At 40.9% G+C, this 23,469-nt stretch carries 24 protein-coding genes and 1 pseudogene; 24 read left to right on the plus strand and 1 reads right to left on the minus strand.

The annotated features are described in order from the left end of the window. Positions 1-285: 285 nt before the first annotated feature. The 24 genes and pseudogenes from V470_10605 (at position 286) to V470_03345 (ending at position 22,174) form a co-directional block, all read left to right on the plus strand. Positions 286-4,170, plus strand: a pseudogene (locus tag V470_10605) (cell surface protein). A 330-nt stretch (positions 4,171-4,500) separates the two neighbouring features. Next, on the plus strand, positions 4,501-5,118 hold the full coding sequence (locus V470_03235) for an SAM-dependent methyltransferase (protein AHZ47450.1): 618 nt from the start codon (positions 4,501-4,503) through the stop codon (positions 5,116-5,118). Positions 5,119-5,131: 13 nt separating this feature from the next. Further along, positions 5,132-5,755: a peptidase S51 gene (locus V470_03240; protein AHZ47451.1), complete on the plus strand. Its 624-nt coding sequence runs from the start codon at positions 5,132-5,134 to the stop codon at positions 5,753-5,755. A 156-nt stretch (positions 5,756-5,911) separates the two neighbouring features. Next, complete coding sequence (locus V470_03245; protein AHZ47452.1) at positions 5,912-6,088, plus strand: 30S ribosomal protein S21; 177 nt, start codon at positions 5,912-5,914, stop codon at positions 6,086-6,088. Between the two features lie 64 nt (positions 6,089-6,152). Continuing rightward, positions 6,153-7,115, plus strand: coding sequence for a hypothetical protein (locus V470_03250; GenBank protein ID AHZ47453.1), 963 nt, complete (start codon positions 6,153-6,155; stop codon positions 7,113-7,115). Positions 7,116-7,251: 136 nt separating this feature from the next. After that, the gene (locus V470_03255; protein AHZ47454.1) at positions 7,252-8,187 is read left to right on the plus strand and encodes a serine kinase; all 936 of its coding nucleotides are present in this window, start codon (positions 7,252-7,254) and stop codon (positions 8,185-8,187) included. Beyond that, a complete protein-coding gene (locus V470_03260; GenBank protein AHZ47455.1) occupies positions 8,180-8,968 on the plus strand; it encodes a prolipoprotein diacylglyceryl transferase in 789 nt (262 codons plus the stop codon). The genes V470_03255 and V470_03260 overlap by 8 nt, the downstream gene beginning before the upstream one ends. Continuing rightward, positions 8,969-9,352, plus strand: coding sequence for a general stress protein (locus V470_03265; protein AHZ47456.1), 384 nt, complete (start codon positions 8,969-8,971; stop codon positions 9,350-9,352). Positions 9,353-9,367: 15 nt separating this feature from the next. Continuing rightward, positions 9,368-9,766, plus strand: a complete 399-nt coding sequence (locus tag V470_03270; protein ID AHZ47457.1) for a diacylglyceryl transferase — start codon at positions 9,368-9,370, stop codon at positions 9,764-9,766. A 73-nt stretch (positions 9,767-9,839) separates the two neighbouring features. Then, positions 9,840-10,970, plus strand: a complete 1,131-nt coding sequence (locus V470_03275; protein AHZ47458.1) for a coproporphyrinogen III oxidase — start codon at positions 9,840-9,842, stop codon at positions 10,968-10,970. Between the two features lie 4 nt (positions 10,971-10,974). Beyond that, positions 10,975-11,712 (plus strand): acyl-ACP thioesterase, encoded by a 738-nt coding sequence (locus tag V470_03280; protein AHZ47459.1) that lies wholly within the window; start codon positions 10,975-10,977, stop codon positions 11,710-11,712. A 10-nt stretch (positions 11,713-11,722) separates the two neighbouring features. Continuing rightward, positions 11,723-12,496: an HAD family hydrolase gene (locus V470_03285; protein ID AHZ47460.1), complete on the plus strand. Its 774-nt coding sequence runs from the start codon at positions 11,723-11,725 to the stop codon at positions 12,494-12,496. Then, positions 12,486-13,103 (plus strand): membrane protein, encoded by a 618-nt coding sequence (locus V470_03290; GenBank protein AHZ47461.1) that lies wholly within the window; start codon positions 12,486-12,488, stop codon positions 13,101-13,103. The genes V470_03285 and V470_03290 overlap by 11 nt, the downstream gene beginning before the upstream one ends. Positions 13,104-13,323: 220 nt before the next feature. Further along, the gene (locus tag V470_03295; protein AHZ47462.1) at positions 13,324-13,725 is read left to right on the plus strand and encodes an arsenate reductase; all 402 of its coding nucleotides are present in this window, start codon (positions 13,324-13,326) and stop codon (positions 13,723-13,725) included. Further along, positions 13,726-14,004 carry a hypothetical protein gene (locus V470_03300; protein ID AHZ47463.1) on the plus strand — a complete coding sequence of 93 codons (279 nt, stop codon included), beginning with the start codon at positions 13,726-13,728 and terminating at the stop codon, positions 14,002-14,004. Next, positions 13,994-14,767: an inositol monophosphatase gene (locus V470_03305; protein ID AHZ47464.1), complete on the plus strand. Its 774-nt coding sequence runs from the start codon at positions 13,994-13,996 to the stop codon at positions 14,765-14,767. The genes V470_03300 and V470_03305 overlap by 11 nt, the downstream gene beginning before the upstream one ends. Continuing rightward, positions 14,768-16,072: a 23S rRNA methyltransferase gene (locus V470_03310; protein AHZ47465.1), complete on the plus strand. Its 1,305-nt coding sequence runs from the start codon at positions 14,768-14,770 to the stop codon at positions 16,070-16,072. A gap of 210 nt (positions 16,073-16,282) precedes the next feature. Next, complete coding sequence (locus V470_03315) at positions 16,283-17,161, plus strand: phosphate-binding protein (GenBank protein ID AHZ47466.1); 879 nt, start codon at positions 16,283-16,285, stop codon at positions 17,159-17,161. Next, on the plus strand, positions 17,161-18,078 hold the full coding sequence (locus tag V470_03320) for a phosphate ABC transporter permease (GenBank protein AHZ47467.1): 918 nt from the start codon (positions 17,161-17,163) through the stop codon (positions 18,076-18,078). The genes V470_03315 and V470_03320 overlap by 1 nt, the downstream gene beginning before the upstream one ends. Then, complete coding sequence (locus V470_03325; protein AHZ47468.1) at positions 18,068-18,952, plus strand: phosphate ABC transporter permease; 885 nt, start codon at positions 18,068-18,070, stop codon at positions 18,950-18,952. The genes V470_03320 and V470_03325 overlap by 11 nt, the downstream gene beginning before the upstream one ends. A 10-nt stretch (positions 18,953-18,962) precedes the next feature. Then, on the plus strand, positions 18,963-19,766 hold the full coding sequence (locus V470_03330; protein AHZ47469.1) for a phosphate ABC transporter ATP-binding protein: 804 nt from the start codon (positions 18,963-18,965) through the stop codon (positions 19,764-19,766). Positions 19,767-19,778: 12 nt separating this feature from the next. Then, positions 19,779-20,537, plus strand: coding sequence for a phosphate ABC transporter ATP-binding protein (locus V470_03335; protein ID AHZ47470.1), 759 nt, complete (start codon positions 19,779-19,781; stop codon positions 20,535-20,537). 11 nt (positions 20,538-20,548) lie between these two features. Then, a complete protein-coding gene (locus V470_03340; protein ID AHZ47471.1) occupies positions 20,549-21,202 on the plus strand; it encodes a PhoU family transcriptional regulator in 654 nt (217 codons plus the stop codon). 156 nt (positions 21,203-21,358) lie between these two features. After that, on the plus strand, positions 21,359-22,174 hold the full coding sequence (locus V470_03345) for an amino acid ABC transporter substrate-binding protein (GenBank protein ID AHZ47472.1): 816 nt from the start codon (positions 21,359-21,361) through the stop codon (positions 22,172-22,174). Between the two features lie 19 nt (positions 22,175-22,193). Here V470_03345 and V470_03350 read toward each other — a convergent pair whose 3' ends face one another. After that, positions 22,194-23,465: a GntR family transcriptional regulator gene (locus V470_03350; GenBank protein ID AHZ47473.1), complete on the minus strand. Its 1,272-nt coding sequence runs from the start codon at positions 23,463-23,465 to the stop codon at positions 22,194-22,196. Positions 23,466-23,469: the final 4 nt, after the last annotated feature.

Consider the following 23,469-nt stretch of genomic DNA (forward strand, 5'->3'; position numbering starts at 1 on the left):
ACGAACCACTTGCTCTTTGGAGTGAGTGGTTTTTTATTCTTTATAAATAACAGTAATTTTTTATTATATTCTAAGAAAGGTTAATTTAGTTTGTAAAATAGTTTATTTGATTGATGAAACATTAGTATAAATATTCTCAAAAATCAACATAAATAACTTTTAACATAACAACGTTTAAAAATTTTGCTTATTTAATAGAAAAAAGTTAATTTTCGGGGATAATTTAGTGGCTAATTCATAGAAAATAATGTATAATATCTTAAAAAATAATTTTAGGAGATTTTAATGGGAAAAGAATTATTTAATCCACACCTTCGTAAGTTTTCTATTCGGAAACTAAACGTGGGTGTTTGCTCTGTGCTCTTGTCTACCTTGGTTCTATTGGGAGTGACGTCTCAAGTTAGCGCTGATGAAACAAGCGCTTCTGGTGTCCAAAATGAGATTTCTCGAACGGATCTTAATGAACCATCAGCAACTTCTACAGCACCAACAAATTCTGAAGCTTCTGTAGTTGCTTCAGCTACTGAGGCTCCTCAATCCGCTGATAGTACTAAACCAACAAACTCAGCTTCAGAGTCTATTGAGAAACCAAAGGATGAACAGTTAATTGTTTCTGAAACGCCTCAACCTTCTGTTGAGAAACCAGTTACTTCTCCAGAAGATAAATCTACAGAGAGTGCTAAACCAGAAACTGCAGTTGCTCCAATAATTGCTGAGCCTACTGAGACGTCTAGTGCTACTGAACAATCTACACGTTCTCGTAGAGTACGTCGTGACACACAGGCAACTACAGTTGCACCAGCTAGTTATGCAGGTGCGGACGATGCGACTCCTGTACCACGTACATCTAAACCAGAATTGTCTGAATCAGAGAAGAAAGAAAGTACCCAATTAGCAAAACAAATTAACTGGATTGATTTCTCTGATACAGCAAGCTTGAAAAACTTAGATCCTCAGGGAGGGTTTAAGATTGGAACTACTTATACGAAGGAAATTTCGCCTGGCTATGTAGTGACACTTACCGTTACAGAGCTCAAACCATTTCAATCAACTGAAATCTATAAAAAACGGGTTGAAGGAACTTCATCTGCTGGAACTTATGATCCAAATGCAACAAACAATTATTTAAAAAATTGGAAAGATTATGGAAAAACTCCACCTCCCGTATCAGGTCAACCTCAAGATAAATGGAGTACTATTGGTGGACAAGGTTTTGATACAAAAGGCCATAAAACACAAATTATCGTACCAGTTGATGGTGTAAACTGGGGGGTTAAATTTAAAATAGAAGCCACTTATCGTGGTAAAAAAGTAAAACCAGCAGTTGTTATGGCTGATGGAGAAGATGCTAACCCTGGTGAATATGGTATTTTTACCACTAACGGTGAAGGTTGGGAATACGTAGGAGAATGGATGAAAGGTCCTCGTGCAAAAGGTCCTTACACTGTTACGACCGAAGAACTTGTTAAGCAGGCTGACAAGACAACAAGAGGTGGTCTACTAATCCTAAAAGATAAGACTGTCGATTGGAATAAGTTTTTGAGTCCTGATACAGTTACAGGTGGTCTAGGTAGTCAAGTATTTGGACCAATAGTTTCAGCAAGTAAAGCAGTGCCAGTTGTAATGACCCGTGGGGCTTCTGAGGTAGGTTTTTATGTTGCGACCGCAGGGCAACAGGCACTTATGATGGGATTCTTGGTAGTTGATGGTGGTGATGCGCCAGAAAGTTACGGTGAAGCTCACCATACTATCTCTACACGCGATTCGATAACAAATGCTCAAATAAAGCAACCTTACTTAGGTTCTACAGAAGCAGATATCGATGTGGATTCTAAAAATAACTGGACTTCTGATGATCGTGAGGATGTTTCAGATGAAGGTTCACAGCAATTGCTAACTGCTGATCAATATAGCAATACTAACGACCTCTTGGATTTAAATAAAGCTAAGAATGGCACTTATACTCTTAAGATTAAGGCTAATCCAAATGGTAATGCTAAAGCATATGTCAAAGCATGGGTGGACTTCAATAATAACGGGAAATTTGATGATAATGAAGGCAGTGTAGTTAAAGAAATAACTGCTAATGGAGATCACACTTTAACATTTAATGCAATTCCGAGTCTTAGTGGTGGATTAGTTGACCAACTTGGAATGCGTGTGCGTATTGCGACTAATGCAGGTGATATTGAGAAGCCTACCGGGATGGCATTTAGTGGTGAAGTAGAGGATATGTTGGTTCGTCGTACTTATCCACCTCAAGGTGAAAAGAAAGAAACAACTGGTCTTCAAGGTGAAACACAAAATGCTACAGTTCACTTCACACCTAAAGGACCAGATCGTTCAGACTTTGTAACTAATGCTAGCATGAGTAGCCAAGCGCCACAGATTTTGGATAATCTAGGGAATGTATTGACTCCAACAAACGGCAATACTTATGTGCGTCCGGAAGGGACCTATGTAGTGACTACTAATGGTGATGATATCGATGTAGTGTTCACACCAAATGCTGACTTCATAGGAACTGCTGAAGGGATTAATATTCGTCGTACAGACTCAAACGGTTCATCAACTAACTGGCAATCAACTGATGCATCAAATCCAAATAAGAATGACATTTTGAACAATATGGATGGTCGCTACATTCCTACTGTTCGAAAGATACCAACATATGAATCGACTGGTGTTCAAGGTCAAGAACAAAACAAAAATCTAATCTTTAATGATGGCGATCCAGCTAAAACGCCAGTGACTCCAGATGCTTCACGCCCTGCGACCTTTGTGGATGCTAACGGCCAACCTATTATTGGTAACTCAGTTCCTGCTACATCCAATGGTCAGTCAGTTGGAACTTATGAGTTAGACCCTAACACTGGTCAAGTCACTTTCAAACCTAACAAAAATTTTGTTGGTACCCCAGACCCAGTTACTGTCCAAGTAAATGATTCTAACGGTGTTCCTTACCGAGCACATTATAAACCAACAGTGACTAAGGTAACACCAACCAGCACTAACGCAACCAGCACAGGCCCTCAAGGTGTTCCACAAACTGGTACTCCAAGCTTCCAAGGTGGTGACCCACTGGTTCCAATCGATGAAACAGTTGAACCAACCTTCGAAGATGGAAGTAAAGAGAAATCTATTCCAGGTCAAGGAACTTACACAATTGCGCCAGATGTACAGTCCAGAGTTTACTAAGGTAACGCCGACTGGTAAAGATACTTCTTCAGTTAACATTAAGGAACTTGTTCAAACGGGTACGCCAACATTTGAAGGTGGTGATCCACTTGTTCCAATCGATGAAACTGTGGCAGCAACATTTGAAGATGGATCAACTGAAAAAGTGATTCCAGGTGAAGGAACTTATGCTAATTTTGTAGGAAAAGGAACAGGCGTAACGATTGTCCGCAAGGATAAGAATGGTACTCCAGTTACTGCAAGCTATCGCCCAACAGTTGTAGATCCATCTACTGGCTATGACACGGCTTCTACAGGAACCAAAGGCCAACCACAAGTGGCAACACCAGTGTTTGAAGGACATATCGATCCGACTGTACCACCAACCTTTGAGGATGGTAGTACGATTATGGTTGTTCCGAGTGAAGGAAGCTACACAATTGATAAAGATGGTAAGATTACCTTTACCCCTGAGGCAGACTTTGTTGGTACAGCTAAAGGATTGGTTGTGAAACGCAGACTTTGTTGGTACAGCTAAAGGATTGGTTGTGAAACGTCTGGATGTGTATGGAAATGTAGTTATTGCTCACTACACACCAACTGTCCTTGGACAAACACAAGTGAGTGATGCGACATCAGAAGGTCTTAAAGGTCAAACTCAGACTGGTAAACCAAACTTTACAGGTGATGTCGATCTGACAGTTCCGCCAACCTTTGAAGATGGAACAACTGAAAAAGTCGTTCCAGGTGAAGGAACTTATGTAATCTCACCAGATGGCACCGTCACCTTTACGAACTTATGTAATCTCACCAGATGGCACCGTCACCTTTACTCCTGAGGCAGACTTTGTAGGACAAGCCAAAGGTGTGAAAGTGATCCGTAAAGATCGCAATGGAAATATCATTTCAGGATTCTATACTCCAACCGTAGTAGAAGTTCCTGTAGTTGAAAATCCAGAACAACAAGGTATTACAGAAGAAAGAACTGCTAAAACTCTTCCAAATACGGGTTCTGAGGAGACATCTCACTTGACAGCTGGTCTATTGGCTGCTTTATCAGGTATGGGATTAATTTCTCTAGCTCAAAGAAAAAAAACTGAGGAAGAATAATTAGTGGCGAAAGTCATCAAGTAAGTTGTTTTAGATACTTGATTGAAATGATTACATTCATTACTATCTAAGAAGATGTCAGTCTAACAGAAAGAGAGAACCAAATGGCTCTCTCTTTTTGGTAATTGGTTTAAAAATCGTTTAATTATTTTGCATCAATTATTCACAATTTTACTAAAGTGGTATAATATAGCTATACGGGGAGGCTCGATTTTGATTTATATATTCGGTTTTATTTGTTTTTTACTTTTAATGTTTCTGTTTAGTCGCTTAATTCAGCAATCAAAGAATCCTTCGGGCTTTCTAGGAAAACGAATGATGAAATTATGGAATCGAGCCTATCTCCCCATGTTTGTATGGGCAATTCGTCATCTGGATAGGACATTTTACCCTGTAATCTTAGATGTAGGAGTTGGGAATGGCCGTTCAACCATCCTACTGAAAGAAACTTTTCCGCAAAGTACTATAACTGGAATTGATATTTCAGATGTAGCAATAGCTCAAGCCAAACAGATAGAGATGACTAATCTAAATTTTGAACGAAGAGATGTTAGGGAGACAGGTTTTTCTGATGAAAGTGTTGATTTAATCACAGCTTTTCAAACTCATTTTCATTGGCAGGATCTAGAGGCTTCTTTTATGGAACTTCGAAGAATACTCAAATCAGACGGGATACTCTTACTAGCTTGTGAGTATAACAAGTTATCTTACTTTTTACCAGAGGTGCAAAGCGAAGAAGCATTTAGACGATTCTTGTTATCAGTAGGGTTTGAGCTCGTAACTAGTCAAAGAAAGGGATCATGGATCCTTTATAAAATTGTTAAACATTAATGGAGGTACAGTCATGAAACAATTATTTTTATGTTCATACTTTGCTGGAGTCAAAAAGCTTTTTAGCGATTATGCAAAGGAAAAGAATCTAGAAAATAAGGTTTTATTTATTCCTACCGCTGGGAACAAAGAGGACTATACTGCCTATATCGATGAGGCTCAGCAAACATTCAGAGATTTAGGATTTGAGATAGAGGTTCTAGATATTGCTTCTTGTGATCGAGAAACTGCACAGGCAAAGATTTTCCAAAGTAAGATTCTTTATATCTCAGGCGGGAATACATTTTATTTATTGCAAGAATTAAAGAAAAAGCAACTCTTACCTCTCATCAAAGAGCAAATAAGAGATGGGTTGGTCTATGTGGGAGAATCAGCAGGGGCTATCATTACAGCCAAGGATATTGACTACAATAAACTCATGGACGACAAGACGGTAGCGACAGAGTTATCGAATACAGCGGGATTGGATGAAGTGGATTTTTATATCCTTCCACATTATGGTGAGGAACCTTTTACTGATAGTAGCAAGAAGACCTTTGAAACCTATAAAAATCAGCTCGACTTAATACGAATGAACAATTTACAAGCTGTTATTGTAAATGATAAAGAAATAAAAGTTGTTTCTGAACAGGATTAAAATAATTTTTTTCGCTATTATGACATCTATTCTAATACATTATCTCTTTTAAAAAGAAAAGGGAAGATAATATAAGTTTATGGCAGTTTTCCCTTGACAAATATTCATTTTGCGTGTAAAATGGAATAGATCTTGAACTTGAAGGGAGTGAAAAAAATGTCTAAAACAGTAGTACGTAAGAATGAATCTCTTGACGATGCACTTCGTCGTTTCAAACGTGCGGTTACTAAAGCTGGTACTCTTCAAGAAACACGCAAACGTGAATTCTATGAAAAACCTTCTGTAAAACGTAAACGTAAATCAGAAGCAGCTCGTAAACGTAAAAAATTCTAATTTGAAATGAAAGGCTAGACTTGTCTAGTCTTTTTTTGCACAATGTTTAGAGAAATGAATTGTTATGAGAGAGTATATAAAAGAATATCAAAAAATGCGTGAAAATCACTTGGAAAATTGGGGTTATTGTGCTGATCCGATCGATTGGAAGGAATTTGAAGAGTCAAACCAAAGAATTTTTGAAAAGTATTTGACCGATTCAAAAGTATCGTCTGACAAGGTTTTAAGGGTAAAATTGTACAGTAGCTTATTACTAGATGATATTCAATATTTTGCCTATTATGCGGCGTTTTTAGATGGGGATTATACACAGTTAAACAACGCGCTATGGCAAACAGGAAGAACTGAGTTGATGAGAGGCGGTTTGTTGGCAAGTGGAACTATTTACACAGATGGAATTTTGAAAGGCTTGTTTACCTCTTTTGCTTGTAACGATTTTTCAGCCATTCCATCATTCGTCCCCAAAGATTTACCCTTGTTGAAAGGAACCTATTATCCAGAAAATGTGATGAATCTTTTATACGCTCTTTATTATCAAGATGAAGAAAGATTATCCGAGTCGCTCTTGCGTGCACAACAGTTTTTAGGGAAGAAAAAACGAACTGGTATGGAAGAATTTTCTGTTCGGTATTTTATAAGTTTGGCAAAAAAAGATGCAGTTGCATTAAGCGAGTCCTTACAAAACTTATGCCAAGCTTATCAGAGACGAGGTTACCCCTATGAAAAGATTGATAAGTGCTTTGCGGATGAGATCCATGGTCTATATCGTTTGGTACGATTGTTTGACCATTCCTTGTTTGAAGAAGTCAGTATGCCGTCTCATAAGACTTTTTTGAAGGAGTTTGAAGAATGGCAAGTCCAAAATCAGTTTCCAAAAGGCCAACAGTTTTATACCTATCCTCAAGATATGGCTGATGCAAACAGAATGTTAACAAAAGGTCTTCCAAGGATTTACTTAGAAAAATCTGGAAGGGACTTGGTGATAGACGTTGACCGATTTGCAGTAGATTTGTCTCGGTTGATTTAAAAGAGTACGAAAAGACTTCCTAGTCAAATCTTTTTCCAAGCAACATCAAATAAATACTGTAAATCCTGCAAAAAAAGGAAACTTCCACCTACAATCTGATATAATAGTAGGGAGAACTCGATTGAAGGAGGAAATTATGTCGGTTTTAGTAAGAGATGTCATTGAAAAACTCAGACTAGATATTGTCTATGGTGAAGGCGAATTACTTGAAAAAGAAATCAATACTGCGGACATTATGAGACCTGGTCTTGAAATGACGGGCTATTTTGATTACTATACACCAGAACGGATTCAGCTGTTAGGGATGAAGGAGTGGTCCTATTTAGTTGCCATGCCTGCCCAGAACCGTTATCAAGTTTTGAAGAAAATGTTTCTACCTGAAACACCTGCGGTTATCGTGGCTCGTGGTCTGGTAGTGCCAGAGGAAATGTTAAGGGCTGCTAGAGAATGCAAGATTGCAATTTTAACTAGCCGAACAGCAACCAGCCGTTTATCTGGAGAACTTTCTAGCTACCTTGATTCCCGTTTGGCTAAACGTACCAGTGTGCATGGTGTCTTGATGGATATCTATGGCATGGGTGTCTTGATCCAAGGGGATAGTGGTATCGGTAAGAGCGAGACAGGTCTTGAGCTTGTGAAGCGTGGACACCGCCTAGTAGCAGACGATCGTGTAGATATTTATTCTAAGGATGAGATGACTCTTTGGGGCGAACCTGCTGAAATCTTGAAGCATTTACTTGAGATTCGTGGAGTTGGGATTATCGATATCATGAGTCTCTATGGTGCGAGTGCTGTAAAAGATTCTTCACAAGTTCAGCTAGCAGTTTATTTGGAAAATTATGATACGCATAAGACCTTTGACCGTCTAGGAAATAATGCTGAAGAACTCGAGGTTTCTGGTGTAACGATTCCGCGTATCCGCATCCCAGTAAAAACAGGACGCAATATCTCCGTTGTTATTGAGGCGGCTGCCATGAACTATCGTGCTAAAGAAATGGGCTTTGATGCGACGCGTTTATTTGAAGAACGCTTGACAAATCTAATCGCTCAAAATGAGGTGAAACATGATTAATCCAGTCGCATTTGAAATTGGTCCCTTTGCTATTCGTTGGTATGCTTTGTGTATTGTAGCTGGTTTGGTTTTGGCAGTCTATCTTGCGATGAAAGAAGCTCCTAAAAAGAAAATCCTGTCAGATGATATTTTGGATTTTATACTGATTGCTTTTCCGGTAGCTATTTTAGGTGCTAGACTATACTACGTACTCTTTCGCTTAGATTATTATCTTCAAAATCCAGGTGAAATCATCGCCATCTGGAATGGTGGTTTGGCCATTTACGGAGGTTTGATAGCGGGCGCTATTGTTCTTTATATCTTTGCAGATAGAAAGTTGATTAATACTTGGGATTTCTTAGACATTGCAGCACCGAGCGTCATGGTTGCCCAGAGTTTAGGGCGTTGGGGGAACTTCTTTAACCAAGAAGCCTACGGTGCAGCGGTAGATAATCTGGATTATTTGCCAGGCTTTATCCGTGACCAGATGTACATTGATGGTAGCTACCGTCAGCCGACCTTCTTATATGAGTCGGTTTGGAATCTGATTGGATTTGCTTTGATTCTGATTTTTAGACGAAAATTAAAGGGAATCAGACGTGGTCATATTACTGCTTTCTACTTGATTTGGTATGGTTTTGGTCGTATGATCATCGAAGGAATGCGGACAGATAGTCTCATGTTCTTTGGTCTGCGAGTTTCCCAATGGTTATCAGTTGTCCTTATCGGACTCGGTATTTTTATCATACTTTATCAAAATCGAAAGAAAGCCCCTTTCTATCATAATGAGGAGGAAAAATAAATGTTAGAAGTTGCATATATACTTGTTGCGATTGCTTTGATTGTCTGTTTAGTTTATTTGACAATCACGATTCAAAAAGCAGGTCGTATGATTGATGAAACAGAGAAAACCATCAAAACGTTGAGCTCAGATGTGAACGTTACCTTGCATCAGACCAATGAATTGTTGGCTAAGGTCAATGTGTTAGCAGACGATATCAATATCAAAGTTGCGACGATTGATCCACTCTTTACGGCGGTGGCTGACTTATCTGAGTCAGTATCTGATCTCAACCAACATGCACGTGTTTTAGGTAAAAAGGCTTCATCTGCTGGATCAAAAACACTTAAGACGGGTGCTGGATTATCTGCACTCCGTGTCGCAAGTAAATTTTTCAAAAAATAAAAAAGGAGAAATCTTATGGGAAAATTATCCTCTATCCTTTTAGGAACAGTTTCAGGTGCAGCTCTTGCTTTGTTTTTGACGAGTGACAAGGGTAAGCAAGTTTGTAGTCAAGCTCAGGATTTTCTAGATGATTTGAGAGAAAATCCAGAATATGCTAGAGAGCAGGTTTGTGAGAAACTAACTGAAGTGAAGGAACAGGCAACTGACTTTGTACTGAAAACAAAGGAACAAGTAGAATCTGGTGAAATCACTTTTGATAGCGTCCTTGACCAAGCTAAAACCTGTGCTCGACAAGCGACGGAAGCATCGAAGGAAACCTTTAACAATCTCAAGGAGCAATGGCAAGACCAGTCAGCAACTCCAGACGTTGCTGAAGACCAAGAAGAAATCATCATCGATATTACTGAAGTATAAAGTATCACCATCTCTGGATTTTGGAGATGGTGATTTTTATCTGCAAGTCTGTCTTTGTGGTATAATAAGTACTATGCAGAAAAAACCAACGTCCGCCTATGTGCATATTCCCTTTTGTACACAGATTTGTTATTATTGTGACTTTTCAAAAGTTTTTATCAAGAATCAACCAGTAGATAGTTACCTAGAGCATCTGCTAGAGGAGTTTCGTTCTTATGATATCCAAAAGTTGTCAACTCTCTACATTGGAGGTGGGACGCCAACGGCTCTGTCCGCTCCGCAATTAGAAGTACTCTTAGATGGCTTGACTAAAAACTTGGACTTGTCAGTTTTGGAAGAGTTGACTATTGAGGCCAATCCTGGTGATCTGGACGCGGATAAAATCGCGGTTTTGAGGCATTCGCCAGTCAATCGTGTTTCCTTAGGTGTGCAGACTTTTGATGACAAAATGCTGAAAAAGATTGGGCGCAGTCACTTGGAGAAGGATATTTATGAAAATATCGACCACCTCAAACTGGCCGGTTTTGACAATATTTCCATCGATTTGATTTACGCTCTACCTGGTCAAACTATGGATCAGGTCAAGGACAATGTCGCTAAGGCTATCTCGCTTGATATTCCTCATATGAGCCTTTATAGCTTGATTTTGGAGAATCATACGGTCTTTATGAACCGCATGCGACGAGGGAAGTTGCCCCTACCCAAGGAAGAGTTAGAAGCGGAGATGTTTGAGTACATCATCGCAGAACTGGAGCGAGCTTGTTTTGAGCATTATGAGATTTCCAATTTCTCTAAGCCTGGCTTTGAAAGTCGCCATAATCTCATGTACTGGGATAATGCCGAGTATTATGGTATCGGTGCGGGTGCTTCAGGTTATGTGAACGGGGTGCGTTATAAAAACCACGGCCCTATCCGCCACTATCTCAATGCGGTAGAGGCAGGAAATGCTCGGATTACAGAAGAACACCTGAGTCAAAGGGAGCAGATGGAAGAAGAAATGTTCCTAGGCCTCCGGAAAAAATCCGGGGTTTCTATGGCGCGATTTGAGGAAAAATTTGGACGATCCTTTGATGGACTTTATGGCGAAATCATCAGAGACTTGGTTCAACAAGGACTTATGCAGATCGACGGTGATCGTGTCCGAATGACAAAAAGAGGTCTCTTCTTAGGAGACACTGTAGCAGAACGATTTATTTTGGAGTAGAACAATGGGCTTAACTTATCAAATGAAAATGAAAATTCCTTTTGATATGGCGGACATGAACGGTCATATCAAACTTCCAGATGTGATTTTGCTGTCCTTGCAAGTATCAGGTATGCAGTCAATTGAGCTGGGAGTTAGCGACAAGGATATGTTAGAACGCTACAATCTGGTCTGGATTATTACAGACTATGCGATTGACGTGGTACGCTTGCCTCGCTTTGCTGAGGAGATTACGATTGAAACAGAAGCATTGACTTACAATCGTCTTTTTTGCTACCGCCGTTTCACTATCTATGATGAAGCAGGTCAAGAAATCATTCGCATGGTAGCAACCTTTGTTCTCATGGACAGAGATAGTCGTAAAGTTCATGCTGTCGAACCGGAAATTGTTGCTCCTTACCAGTCTGAGTTTGATAAAAAACTCATCCGCGGGCCAAAGTATGCAAATCTAGAAGATCCGATCAGTAAAGACTACCATGTTCGTTTTTACGACTTGGATATGAATGGTCATGTCAATAACAGCAAATACCTGGATTGGATTTTTGAGGTTATGGGAGCAGATTTTTTGACCAAGTATATTCCAAAGAAAATCAATCTCAAGTATGTCAAAGAAGTGCGACCAGGTGGTATGATTGCTTCAGCTTATGAACTCAAGGGACTAGAAAGCAAGCATGAGATTATCAGTGATGGGGAAATCAATGCCCAAGCTATGATTACTTGGCAAGAAATTGAAGGCAATTAGAAAGGACGATATGGCTTATAAAGGTTATTTAATTGATTTAGACGGAACCATTTACAAGGGGAAAGACAGAATCCCGGCAGGTGAGGCTTTTGTCCATGAGTTGCAAAAGCGAGAAATTCCCTATCTCTTTGTAACCAACAATACAACTCGTACTCCTGAGAGCGTTCAAGAGATGTTGGCTCAGAATTTTAATATCAATACGCCTCTATCAACTGTCTACACGGCAACTTTGGCAACTATCGACTATATGAATGACTTGGGACTGGAAAAGACAGTCTATGTCATCGGAGAAGCAGGACTCAAGGATGCCATTCAGGCAGCTGGTTATGTCGAAGACAAGGAAAATCCTGCCTATGTGGTAGTTGGACTGGACTGGCAAGTCGACTATGAAAAATTTGCGACGGCGACTCTAGCCATTCAAAAGGGGGCTCACTTTATCGGAACCAATCCAGACCTCAATATCCCGACGGAACGTGGTCTTTTGCCAGGTGCTGGTTCACTAATTACACTTCTTGAAGTAGCAACACGGGTAAAACCAGTTTATATCGGGAAACCAAATGCTATCATTATGGATAAGGCAGTTGAGCACTTAGGTTTGAAAAGAGAAGAATTGCTCATGGTTGGGGACAACTACCTGACAGATATCCGAGCAGGGATTGACAATGGCATTCCAACGCTCTTAGTGACAACAGGTTTTACCAAGGCAGAAGAAGTGGCTGATCTGCCAATCGCACCAACTCATGTAGTTTCTAGCCTTGCGGAGTGGAATTTTGATGAAAACTAAACTGACCTTTTGGGGAAGTATGCTCTTTCTCCTCTCCCTGTCTATTCTCTTAACCATTTATCTGGCATGGATTTTCTATCCTTTGGAAATTGAGTGGCTGAACTTAGCGAGTCGAGTCTATCTAAAGCCCGAAACCATTCAGTACAACTTTACTATCTTGATGAATTACCTGACCAATCCCTTTAGTCAGGTCTTAGAGATGCCGGATTTTCGTTCATCAGCTGCAGGTCTACACCATTTTGCGGTGGTGAAGAATCTCTTTCACTTGGTTCAGTTAATTGCTTTGGTTACATTGCCAAGCTTCTATTTCTTTGTTAAGACCATTGTAAAAAAGGGATTTTTGTCTGTCTTTCGTAAGAGTCTCCTCGCTCTAGTGGTCTTACCCTTGGTGATTGGATTTCTGGGAGTGTTGATTGGTTTTGAGCAATTCTTTACGCTTTTCCATCAGATTCTCTTTGTGGGAGATGATACTTGGCTTTTTGATCCAGCAAAGGATCCAGTTATTTGGATTTTGCCAGAGATTTTCTTCCTCCATGCCTTTTTGCTTTTCTTTGCTTTGTATGAAGGAATATTCGGTTTCCTTCTTGTCAAAGCTTCAAGGAAATAGTGGAAAAAATTCTGTATTTTTAATAAAAAACGAGAGAAGTTGCTCTACTCCCTATTTATTGTTAGGTTATCCTAAAGATAAACTTGCAAAGCAGGAGATTTTTGCAGAAAACAGTCTATTTTCTATGAAAAAATAGGCTTTTTTTCTAAAAATACCTAGTCAAGCGCTTTATTTTTTTGTATAATAGAAATAGCAAGTATAGATAAAAGAAGAGAAAAGCATGATTACACTATTTTTATCACCGAGTTGTACATCATGTCGTAAGGCAAAGGCTTGGTTAGAGACGCATAAAGTGCCCTTTCAAGAGCATAATATTATGACTAGTCCTTTAACAAGAAAAGAATTACAACATATTCTTTCCTTGACCGAAAATGGTACTGATGACATCATTTCAACTCGTTCAAAAATTTTTCAAAAATTGGATATTGATGTAGAGAGTATCTCGGTATCGGAGTTGCTTCAGTTGATTGAGCAATATCCTAGTCTTTTGCGTCGCCCAATTATTATAGATACCAAACGCATGCAGATCGGTTTTAATGAAGATGAGATTCGTGCTTTTCTCCCTCGTAGTTACCGTAAACAAGAATTGAAAGAAGCAACATTGAGAGCTGGTATTGGATAGATGAACAAACAGTATAGTTACCCACTAGATTTGTCGTGGAGCACTGAAGAACTTGCTTCAGTGCTTTCTTTTTTTAATGATGTTGAAGCTGCTTATGAAGATAAGGTAGAAGCAAAAAAACTGCTAGATTCCTATAAGGAATTTAAGTCTGTCGTTCCGAGCAAAAGTGAAGAAAAGCGCCTAGGTCGCGAATTTGAAACGGCTAGCGGTTATTCCTTCTATCATGCAGTTCAATTAGCAAAAGAAAAAAGAGAAGGGAAGATTTCTCTTGGAAACTAAATTTGAATTTGCCAAAGAGATTGTGCAGGAAGCTGCGGACTATATTTTGGCTCACATGAAAGAAGATTTGCAGGTTGAGCGCAAGTCTTCCCCTACTGACTTGGTGACACGTTTGGACAAGGAGGTCCAGGAACTCTTGGTTGATCGGATCAAGTCCACCTATCCTGAGGACTTGATTTGCGCGGAAGAGGGCTGCTTACGTGCTGCAGTCGGTCAAGGTTCCGTTTGGGTGATTGATCCCATTGATGGTACCAATAACTTTGTCGCCCAGCAGGAAGATTTTGCCGTGATGTTGGCTTATTTTGAGAATGGTGTGGGCAAATTTGGTGTCATCTATGATGTCATGAAAGGTGATTGTTACCATGGTGGTGGTGCCTTTCCTCCTTGCCGCAATAATGAGCCCTTACCGCCTTTTAAAAAGAAACCTCTTCAAGAATTTTTAGTTGCCGGTAACTCAGGTATGTTTGAAAGCAATGAGTGGGGCTTGGCGGATTTGGGGCGAGCAGCGTTGGGGGTCCGTGTTTACGGCAGTGCGGGCATTAGTTTTGCTAAGGTTTTATCGGGTCGTCTTCTGACTTATATTACCTACCTGCAGCCATGGGATTACGCTGCGGCCAGTATCTTAGGGGAAAGTCTGGGTTATCGCCTTCTTACGGTATCGGGTGAGCCCGCTGATTTTAAAACGCGTCAGCCTGTCATGATGGTGCCAATCGAGATGCAAGAAGAGATTCAGTCTTATATCTACGAAAGGAAAAAGAACTAAATGCAATTTCCAGAAGGATTTGTTGAAAAATATGAAGCGATACTAGAAGATGAGGCAAGAGACTTTCTTGCCTCTTTTAAACAAGAAGCAGTTTCGGCTTTTCGGGTCAATCCCTTAAAAGAAAGTCAGTTATCGTTTGCAGATGCTATTCCCCATACACCTTGGGGGTATTATGGTAAGGTTTCTGGAAAGTCACCAGAGCACGCGACTGGTCTCGTGTATTCGCAAGAGCCTGCTGCCCAAATGGTAGCCCAGGTGGCTCAACCAAGTCCTGGCATGAAGGTTTTGGATTTGGCGGCAGCACCAGGTGGAAAATCCACTCAACTAGCAGCTTATCTGGCTAATCAAGGAGTTCTTGTCTCCAACGAAATTTCAAGCAAGCGTGCTAAGATTTTAGTGGAAAATATGGAGCGATTTGGAGCGACAAATGTTGTTGTGACTAATGAATCTGCTGACCGCTTGGCCAAGGTTTTTAAAGGTTACTTTGATGTGATTGTCCTTGATGCACCTTGCTCGGGTGAAGGGATGTTTCGTAAGCAACCAGATGCCATGGATTATTGGAGTACCGATTATCCTAGTCAATGTGCTAGTCTTCAAAGAGAAATTTTAGAAGATGCAGTGACCATGCTTGCAGAAGGTGGCCGTCTGGTCTATTCGACCTGTACTTGGGCACCTGAGGAAAATGAAGAAATCGTCCACTGGTTACTGGACACTTATGATTTTGAACTGCTTCCGGTTGAGCATGTGAACGGTATGGTAGCAGGAATTGATCTTCCTGAAACGGCTCGGATGTACCCTCATCATTTCAAGGGAGAAGGTCAGTTTGTTGCCCACCTGCAGTTTAAGGGACAAAATCCAGCACCTAAATTCAAAGCTAGCAAGAGCAATCTCAGTCGTGAGCAACTGGCTTTGTGGCAAGAATTTGCCCAAAAACATTCGCGAGTCAATCTAACTGGTATCTTGCAGACTTTTGGAGATCAGCTCTATCTCCTGCCAGAGATGCTACCTGATCTAGGAAAACTCAAAATTGCCCGAAATGGACTTCATCTGGGGACTTTTAAAAAGAAACGCTTTGAACCAAGCTTTGCTTTGGGATTAGCATTGAAACCAAGCCAAGTAAAACAAAGTGTTGAAATCAATGATGAGGACTTTGTAAAATATGCGGCTGGTGAGACTGTTCAATTGTCTGAAGCTCGACCAAATGGCTGGTACCAAGTTGTGGTTCAAGGAAACGGATTAGGCTTTGCCAAGGTAACGGGAAATGTTTTGAAAAATTATTATCCAAAAGGACTCAGATTCAGGTGAAAAAGCTAGTCAAAGAGCCTATTCTATGTTATAGTGGAAGTATGAGTTTTTTCTGATAGTCTTTCATTATTACTTATATTATACGATGGAATTTCCCGCTCCTAAGAATGTCTATATAAAATAAAGCGGGACAACCATTGATGATAATTGGATGATCAGGACAAACGGAAGAAATCAGAACATTTATCATTATGTTCAAGGAGAATAACAGTGAAAAAAAGAAAAAAGCTCGTCATGTCTCTTGTAGCTCTTTTGATGGCAGGTTCTCTAGCAGGATGTGCTAGCTGGATTGATCGTGGAGAATCCATGACAGCCGTTGGTTCAACTGCTCTTCAGCCTCTTGTCGAAGCGGCAGCAGATGAATTCGGTTCTAGAAACATCGGAAAAACAGTCAATGTTCAAGGTGGAGGATCGGGTACAGGACTTTCCCAAGTCCAGTCTGGAGCAGTTGACATCGGGAACTCTGACGTCTTTGCAGAGGAAAAAGAAGGAATCGATGCTTCGGCTCTAGTAGACCACAAGGTTGCAGTGGCTGGTCTTGCAGTGATTGTAAACAAGGAAGTAGATGTTGAAAATCTCACAACCGAGCAACTCCGCAAAATCTTTACTGGTGAAGTAACTAACTGGAAAGAAGTTGGGGGCAAAGACCTGGCCATTTCAATCATCAACCGAGCAGCAAGTTCTGGTTCACGAGCGACGTTTGATACGGTCGTTATGAATGGCCAATCGGCAATGCAGAGCCAAGAACAGGATTCTAACGGGATGGTCAAGTCTATTGTATCCCAAACCCCTGGAGCCATTTCTTACTTGGCTTTTGCCTATGTAGATGACTCCGTGAAAAGCATGAAACTGAATGGGTATGAACCTACGTCTGAAAATGTAACGACCAACAACTGGCCTTTGTGGTCTTATGAACATATGTACACACTTGGTCAGCCAAATGAGTTAGCTGCTGAATTCCTGAATTTCGTCCTCTCAGATGAAGCCCAAAATGGAATTGTTAAGGGCATGGGCTATATCTCTATCAATGAAATGAAAGTCCAAAAGGATGCTTCAGGTACCGTTACAGCAGTAGAAGGAGGTCAATAATGAATCAAGAAGAATTATCTAAAAAATTACTCTCTCCTTCAAAGAACTCTCGCCTTGAGAAGTTTGGTAAAGGTTTGACCTTCGCCTGTCTTTCTTTAATTGTCATCATTGTGGCGATGATTTTGATTTTTGTAGCGCAGAAAGGCTTGTCGACCTTCTTTGTCAATGGGGTGAACATCTTTGATTTCCTCTTTGGACAAACTTGGAATCCTTCAGGGAAACAATTTGGTGCCCTTCCGATGATTTTGGGCTCCTTTATTGTGACGATTTTATCAGCCCTCATCGCAACTCCTTTCGCTATTGGTGCTGCAGTCTTTATGACAGAAGTCTCACCAAAGGGTGCAAAGATTTTGCAACCAGCCATTGAACTCCTCGTCGGTATTCCTTCAGTCGTCTATGGATTTATCGGTTTGCAAGTTGTGGTGCCTTTTGTTCGTAGCGTCTTTGGTGGAACTGGTTTTGGGATATTGTCAGGGATTTTCGTTCTTTTTGTCATGATCCTACCAACTGTAACCTTTATGACAACAGACAGCTTGCGTGCTGTTCCTCGTCATTACCGTGAAGCCAGTTTGGCTATGGGAGCCACTCGTTGGCAAACCATCTGGCGTGTGACCTTGAAAGCAGCACGTTCAGGTATTTTTACTGCAGTGGTCTTTGGGATGGCGCGTGCCTTCGGTGAAGCCCTTGCTATTCAGATGGTGGTCGGAAACTCAGCAGTTATCCCAACCTCGCTAACAACACCAGCTGCGACTTTGACTTCTGTTTTGACTATGGGTATCGGAAATACCGTCATGGGAACGGTTGATAATAACGTTCTCTGGTCACTGGCCTTAGTCTTGCTCTTGATGAGTTTGGCCTTTAACAGTGTGATTAAATTGATTACGAAAGAAAGAGGAAAGAAAAACTATGCACGCTAAGAAATTAGATAAACTTGCAACAGCTGTCCTCTATACCATCGCGGGTATCATCGTTGCCATCTTGGCATCCTTGATTCTCTATATCTTGGTGAGAGGGTTACCGCATATCTCTTGGTCCTTCTTGACAGGGAAATCCTCCTCTTATCAAGCAGGTGGGGGTATCGGGATTCAGCTCTACAATTCCTTCTTCCTTTTGGTCATTACCTTGATCATTTCTGTTCCCCTGTCTATGGGAGCTGGCGTTTTCCTCGCTGAGTATGCCAAAAAAGGACCTGTGACCAATTTTATTCGTACCTGTATTGAGATTTTGTCTTCTCTACCATCAGTCGTAGTGGGTCTCTTTGGTTACTTGATCTTTGTAGTCCAGTTTGAGTATGGATTTTCAATCATTTCAGGTGCATTGGCCTTGACAGTCTTTAACCTCCCTCAGATGACTCGAAATGTTGAGGACAGTTTAAAACACGTTCACCATACGCAACGTGAGGCTGGTTTGGCTCTTGGAATTTCTCGTTGGGAGACTGTAGTTCATGTTGTCATTCCAGAAGCCCTTCCAGGTATCGTAACGGGTGTTGTCTTGGCATCTGGTCGTATCTTTGGTGAAGCAGCTGCTCTTATCTATACGGCAGGACAATCCGCTCCAGCCCTTGACTGGTCTAACTGGAATATCCTCAGTGTTACCAGTCCTATCTCAATCTTCCGTCAAGCAGAAACCTTGGCAGTCCACATTTGGAAGGTCAACAGTGAAGGAACCATTCCTGATGCTACTATCGTATCAGCAGGTTCTGCCGCCGTGCTCCTCATCTTTATCTTAATTTTTAACTTTGGAGCACGCAAACTCGGAAGCTATTTACACAAGAAATTAACCGCTGCCTAAAGGAGAAGCCATGTCAAAATATAACTGGGACGAAAAGCATATCATCACCTTCCCTGAAGAAAAAGTGGCCCTCTCTACCAAGGATTTACATGTTTACTACGGTAAAAATGAATCCATCAAGGGCATCGATATGCAATTTGAAAAAAATAAAATTACAGCCTTGATTGGCCCTTCTGGATCAGGGAAATCTACCTATCTTCGCAGTCTCAATCGGATGAATGATACCATTGATATTGCCAAGGTCACAGGTCAAATCCTCTACCGAGGGATTGACGTCAACCGTCCAGAAATCAATGTCTATGAGATGCGCAAGCATATCGGAATGGTCTTCCAACGTCCAAATCCATTTGCTAAGTCTATTTATCGCAACATCACTTTTGCTCATGAACGTGCAGGTGTTAAGGATAAGAAAGTACTTGATGAAATTGTAGAAACCTCTTTAAGACAGGCTGCCCTTTGGGACCAGGTCAAAGACGACCTCCACAAATCAGCCTTGATGCTTTCTGGAGGTCAGCAGCAACGTCTCTGTATCGCTCGCGCCATCTCTGTCAAGCCAGATATCCTCTTGATGGATGAACCGGCGTCAGCCTTGGATCCGATTGCGACAGCACAGCTGGAAGAAACCATGTTGGAATTGAAGAAGGACTTTACCATCATCATCGTTACCCACAGTATGCAACAGGCTGCGCGTGCAAGTGACTACACTGGATTTTTCTACTTGGGTGACTTGATTGAGTATGATAAAACATCCAATATTTTCCAAAATGCTAAGTTACAGTCAACCAATGACTATGTAACAGGACACTTTGGTTAGAAAGGAAACGGTATGTCAGAAGCGATTTTACAGGTGTCAGACCTGTCCGTTTATTACAATAAAAAGAAGGCCTTGAATAGTGTTTCCCTTTCTTTCCAACCTAAGGAAATAACAGCCTTGATTGGTCCTTCTGGATCAGGAAAGTCTACCCTGCTCAAAGCTATCAACCGCATGGGCGATCTAAATCCTGAGGTGACAACAACTGGATCAGTGGTCTATAATGGTCACAATATCTACAGCCCCCGTACCGATACGGTTGAATTGCGTAAGGAAATCGGGATGGTCTTTCAACAGCCCAATCCCTTCCCTATGTCTATCTACGAAAATATTGTCTATGGTCTGCGTATCAATGGAGTCAGGGACAAGCAAGTTCTTGATGAAGCAGTAGAAAAGGCCTTGCAACGTGCTTCTATCTGGGATGAAGTAAAGGATCGTTTGCATGATTCGGCCATTGGTCTCTCAGGTGGACAACAACAACGTGTTTGTGTTGCTCGTGTCTTAGCAACCAGTCCGAAAATCATCCTCTTAGATGAACCAACTTCAGCTTTGGATCCTATTTCTGCAGGTAAGATTGAGGAAACCTTGTATGGTCTGAAAGATAAATACACCATGCTCTTGGTAACGCGTTCGATGCAACAAGCCTCACGTATCTCTGATAAAACAGGATTTTTCCTAGATGGGGATTTGATCGAGTTTAACGATACGAAGAAGATGTTCCTAGAGCCACAAAACAAGGAAACAGAAGATTATATTACAGGAAAATTTGGATAAGGAGTTGAATGATGTTACGATCTCAATTTGAAGAAGATTTGGAGAAATTGCATAACCAGTTCTATGCCATGGGACAAGAAGTGCTCTCGCAGATCAATCGTACAGTGCGTGCCTTTGTCACGCATGACCGTGATTTGGCAAAAGAAGTCATCGAAGACGATGCAGAAGTAAATGAATATGAAGTGAAGTTGGAAAAGAAATCATTTGAAATGATCGCCCTCCAACAACCTGTTTCGCAAGACCTTCGTACCGTCTTGACCGTTCTAAAGGCAGTTTCAGACGTGGAACGCATGGGAGATCATGCAGTGTCTATCGCTGAAGCGACTATTCGTATGAAGGGGGAGCAACGTATCCCTTCTGTTGAAGAAGAAATCAAAAAGATGGGACGCGACGTGAAAAACTTCGTTGAAGCAGCTCTAGATCTCTATCTCAACGGTTCTGTGGATCAAGCCTACGAAGTAGCAGCGATGGACGAAAAAATCAACCATTACTTTGATAGCATCCGAGATTTGGCTACAGAAGAAATTAGGAAAAATCCTGAAGCTATCGTTACAGGCCGTGATTACTTCCAGGTCATTTCTTTCTTGGAACGTATTGGAGACTACGCAAAAAATATCTGTGAATGGGTTGTTTACTTTGAAACAGGTAAGATTATCGAACTATAAGAAACGGTTTAAATATACAGAAATAAGGCTGATTAAAATAAATCAGTCTTATTTTTTATGAAAAGAATTGTTTTACAATCAAAATCTCTAAAAGGGTTGACAACTATTTTTAAAAGAGTTATAATTATTCAGAATTAACAGAAAGGTCGTTTATTTATGAAATTTAAGAAATGGATATTAGTTGTGTGTAGCATGCTTGCCAGTGTGGTTTTAGTAGCTTGCCAGTCAGGAACAGATAGTTCCCAGTCTGCTGTGGACGCTATTAAACAAAAAGGAAAGCTAGTTGTTGCGACCAGCCCAGACTATGCACCGTTTGAATTCCAAGCCTTGGTAGATGGTAAAAACCAAGTGGTTGGTGCAGATATTGATATGGCTCAAGCAATTGCAGACGAGCTTGGGGTTAAACTTGAAATCTCTAGCATGAGTTTTGACAATGTCTTGACCAGTCTTCAAACTGGAAAGGCTGACTTAGCCATTGCAGGAATTAGTGCCACTGATGAGAGAAAGGAAGTCTTTGATTTTTCAATTCCTTACTATGAAAACAAGATGAGTTTCTTGGTTAGAAAAGCCGATTTAGACAAATACAAGGATCTTTCAAGCCTCGCAAGTGCCAATATCGCAGCTCAAAAGGGAACTGTGCCAGAAACCATGGTCAAGGAACAATTGCCAAATGCCCAATTGACATCCTTGACCAATATGGGGGAAGCAGTCAATGAATTGCAAGCTGGAAAAGTGGATGCTGTTCATATGGATGAACCAGTGGCTCTTAGTTACGCTGGTAAAAACTCAGACCTTGTCGTTGCGACAGCTACTTTGACGATGAAAGATGGCGAAGCCAATGCCGTTGCTATCAAGAAGGATCAGTCAGACTTGAAAGCAGTAGTAGATAAGGTTATCCAAAAACTGAAAGATGACGGAACCTATCAAAACTATCTTGAAAAGGCAGCGAAACTAACGGAAGTTGAACAATAAGAAAAAGCAGAGTTGGACTTTAATCCAATTCTGCTTTTATGTATTCTAATAGCTCTTCTAGATTTTCAAGAGTGACTTTGGCGAACTGATAAGGACAGGCATCCAAATAAGCCTTCTCAAAAAAGTCTAGTTTGAGTGAGCTGTGTTTCAAACTAGCAATCTTAGGATAGTGTCTCAAATCAAGCAAAAGACCATCGTGTAGAGGATAGTGGGGCAAGGGACAGGTGTTTTTTTCAAGTACTTCCTTAATCTGAGTTTGATAGTTCTCTTGAAGGCTCAGTCTGGCCAATCGATTTTTTTCAAATAACTGGCTTTCGATGTAAAGAGAAAGAGCCTTTTGCATGATGAGATTGCTGTCATAGTCCAGGATATTTTTGTAGGAAACAAAGGCCTCTTTTAGAGCATTTGGGAGAATGAGGGCGGTAATACGAAGGGCTGGAAAGAGACTAGTTGAGAAGGACTTGATATAAATGACCCGATCCTCAGTATCCAGATAGTGGAAGGTTTGTCCCTTTTTAGAGTCTAAGTCACCTAGATAATCATCCTCGACGATATATACACCATACTGATTTGCTAGATCCAAAATAGCCCTTTTTTCCTGATCAGAATAGGAATGACCTAGGGGATAGTGGAAGCGAGGAATGGTGTAGAAAAACTTGATTTTCCTAGATTTGAACTGTTCTTCCAGTTCTTCAAGGTTGATGCCATCAATACGGCGTTCAATGGTCTGGTAGGCTAATCCTTGAGCGACCAAGAGACGGTTCATCCGGTGGTAGGTCGGCTGTTCGACCAAAATCTCAGTTCCCTGGCTCGGAAAGTTAATCTGAGAAAGTATAAAGAGAGCTTGTTGGGTACCAGATGTTAGAACCAGTTGGTCGGGTTTACAGTAGAGGGCTTGGTCAAAGAGGAGTTGCTGGACAGATTGTCTCAGTTCCTCAAGGCCTTCTTGGTTGTCATAGTAGTTGAAGAGGTAGTTTTCTCTTCCAATTAGGGTTTCGTTGACGCAGAGTCGGAAGTCGTCATAGGCACTGGCATGTTCGTCAGTGACTTCGATTTCCAAGTCCTGATGCTGTCCTTGTTCCAGAACATAGTAGCCACTTTGGGGTTTGGCATAGAGGTATTGTTCATGGCGTAATTCCAGCAGGGCTCGTTGGATAGTGTCCTTGCTACAGTGGAAGTCTTGGCTCAGTTGACGGATAGAGGGAAGCCGGCTACCTGTTGGAAATTTTCCTGATTCGATACCTTTTTTGAGAAAGGAAACGACTGCTTGGTATTTACTTTCTTTCTTCATTCCA

Origin of the sequence: Streptococcus sp. VT 162 (assembly GCA_000688775.2) — a bacterium.
Taxonomy (GTDB): Bacteria; Bacillota; Bacilli; order Lactobacillales; family Streptococcaceae; genus Streptococcus.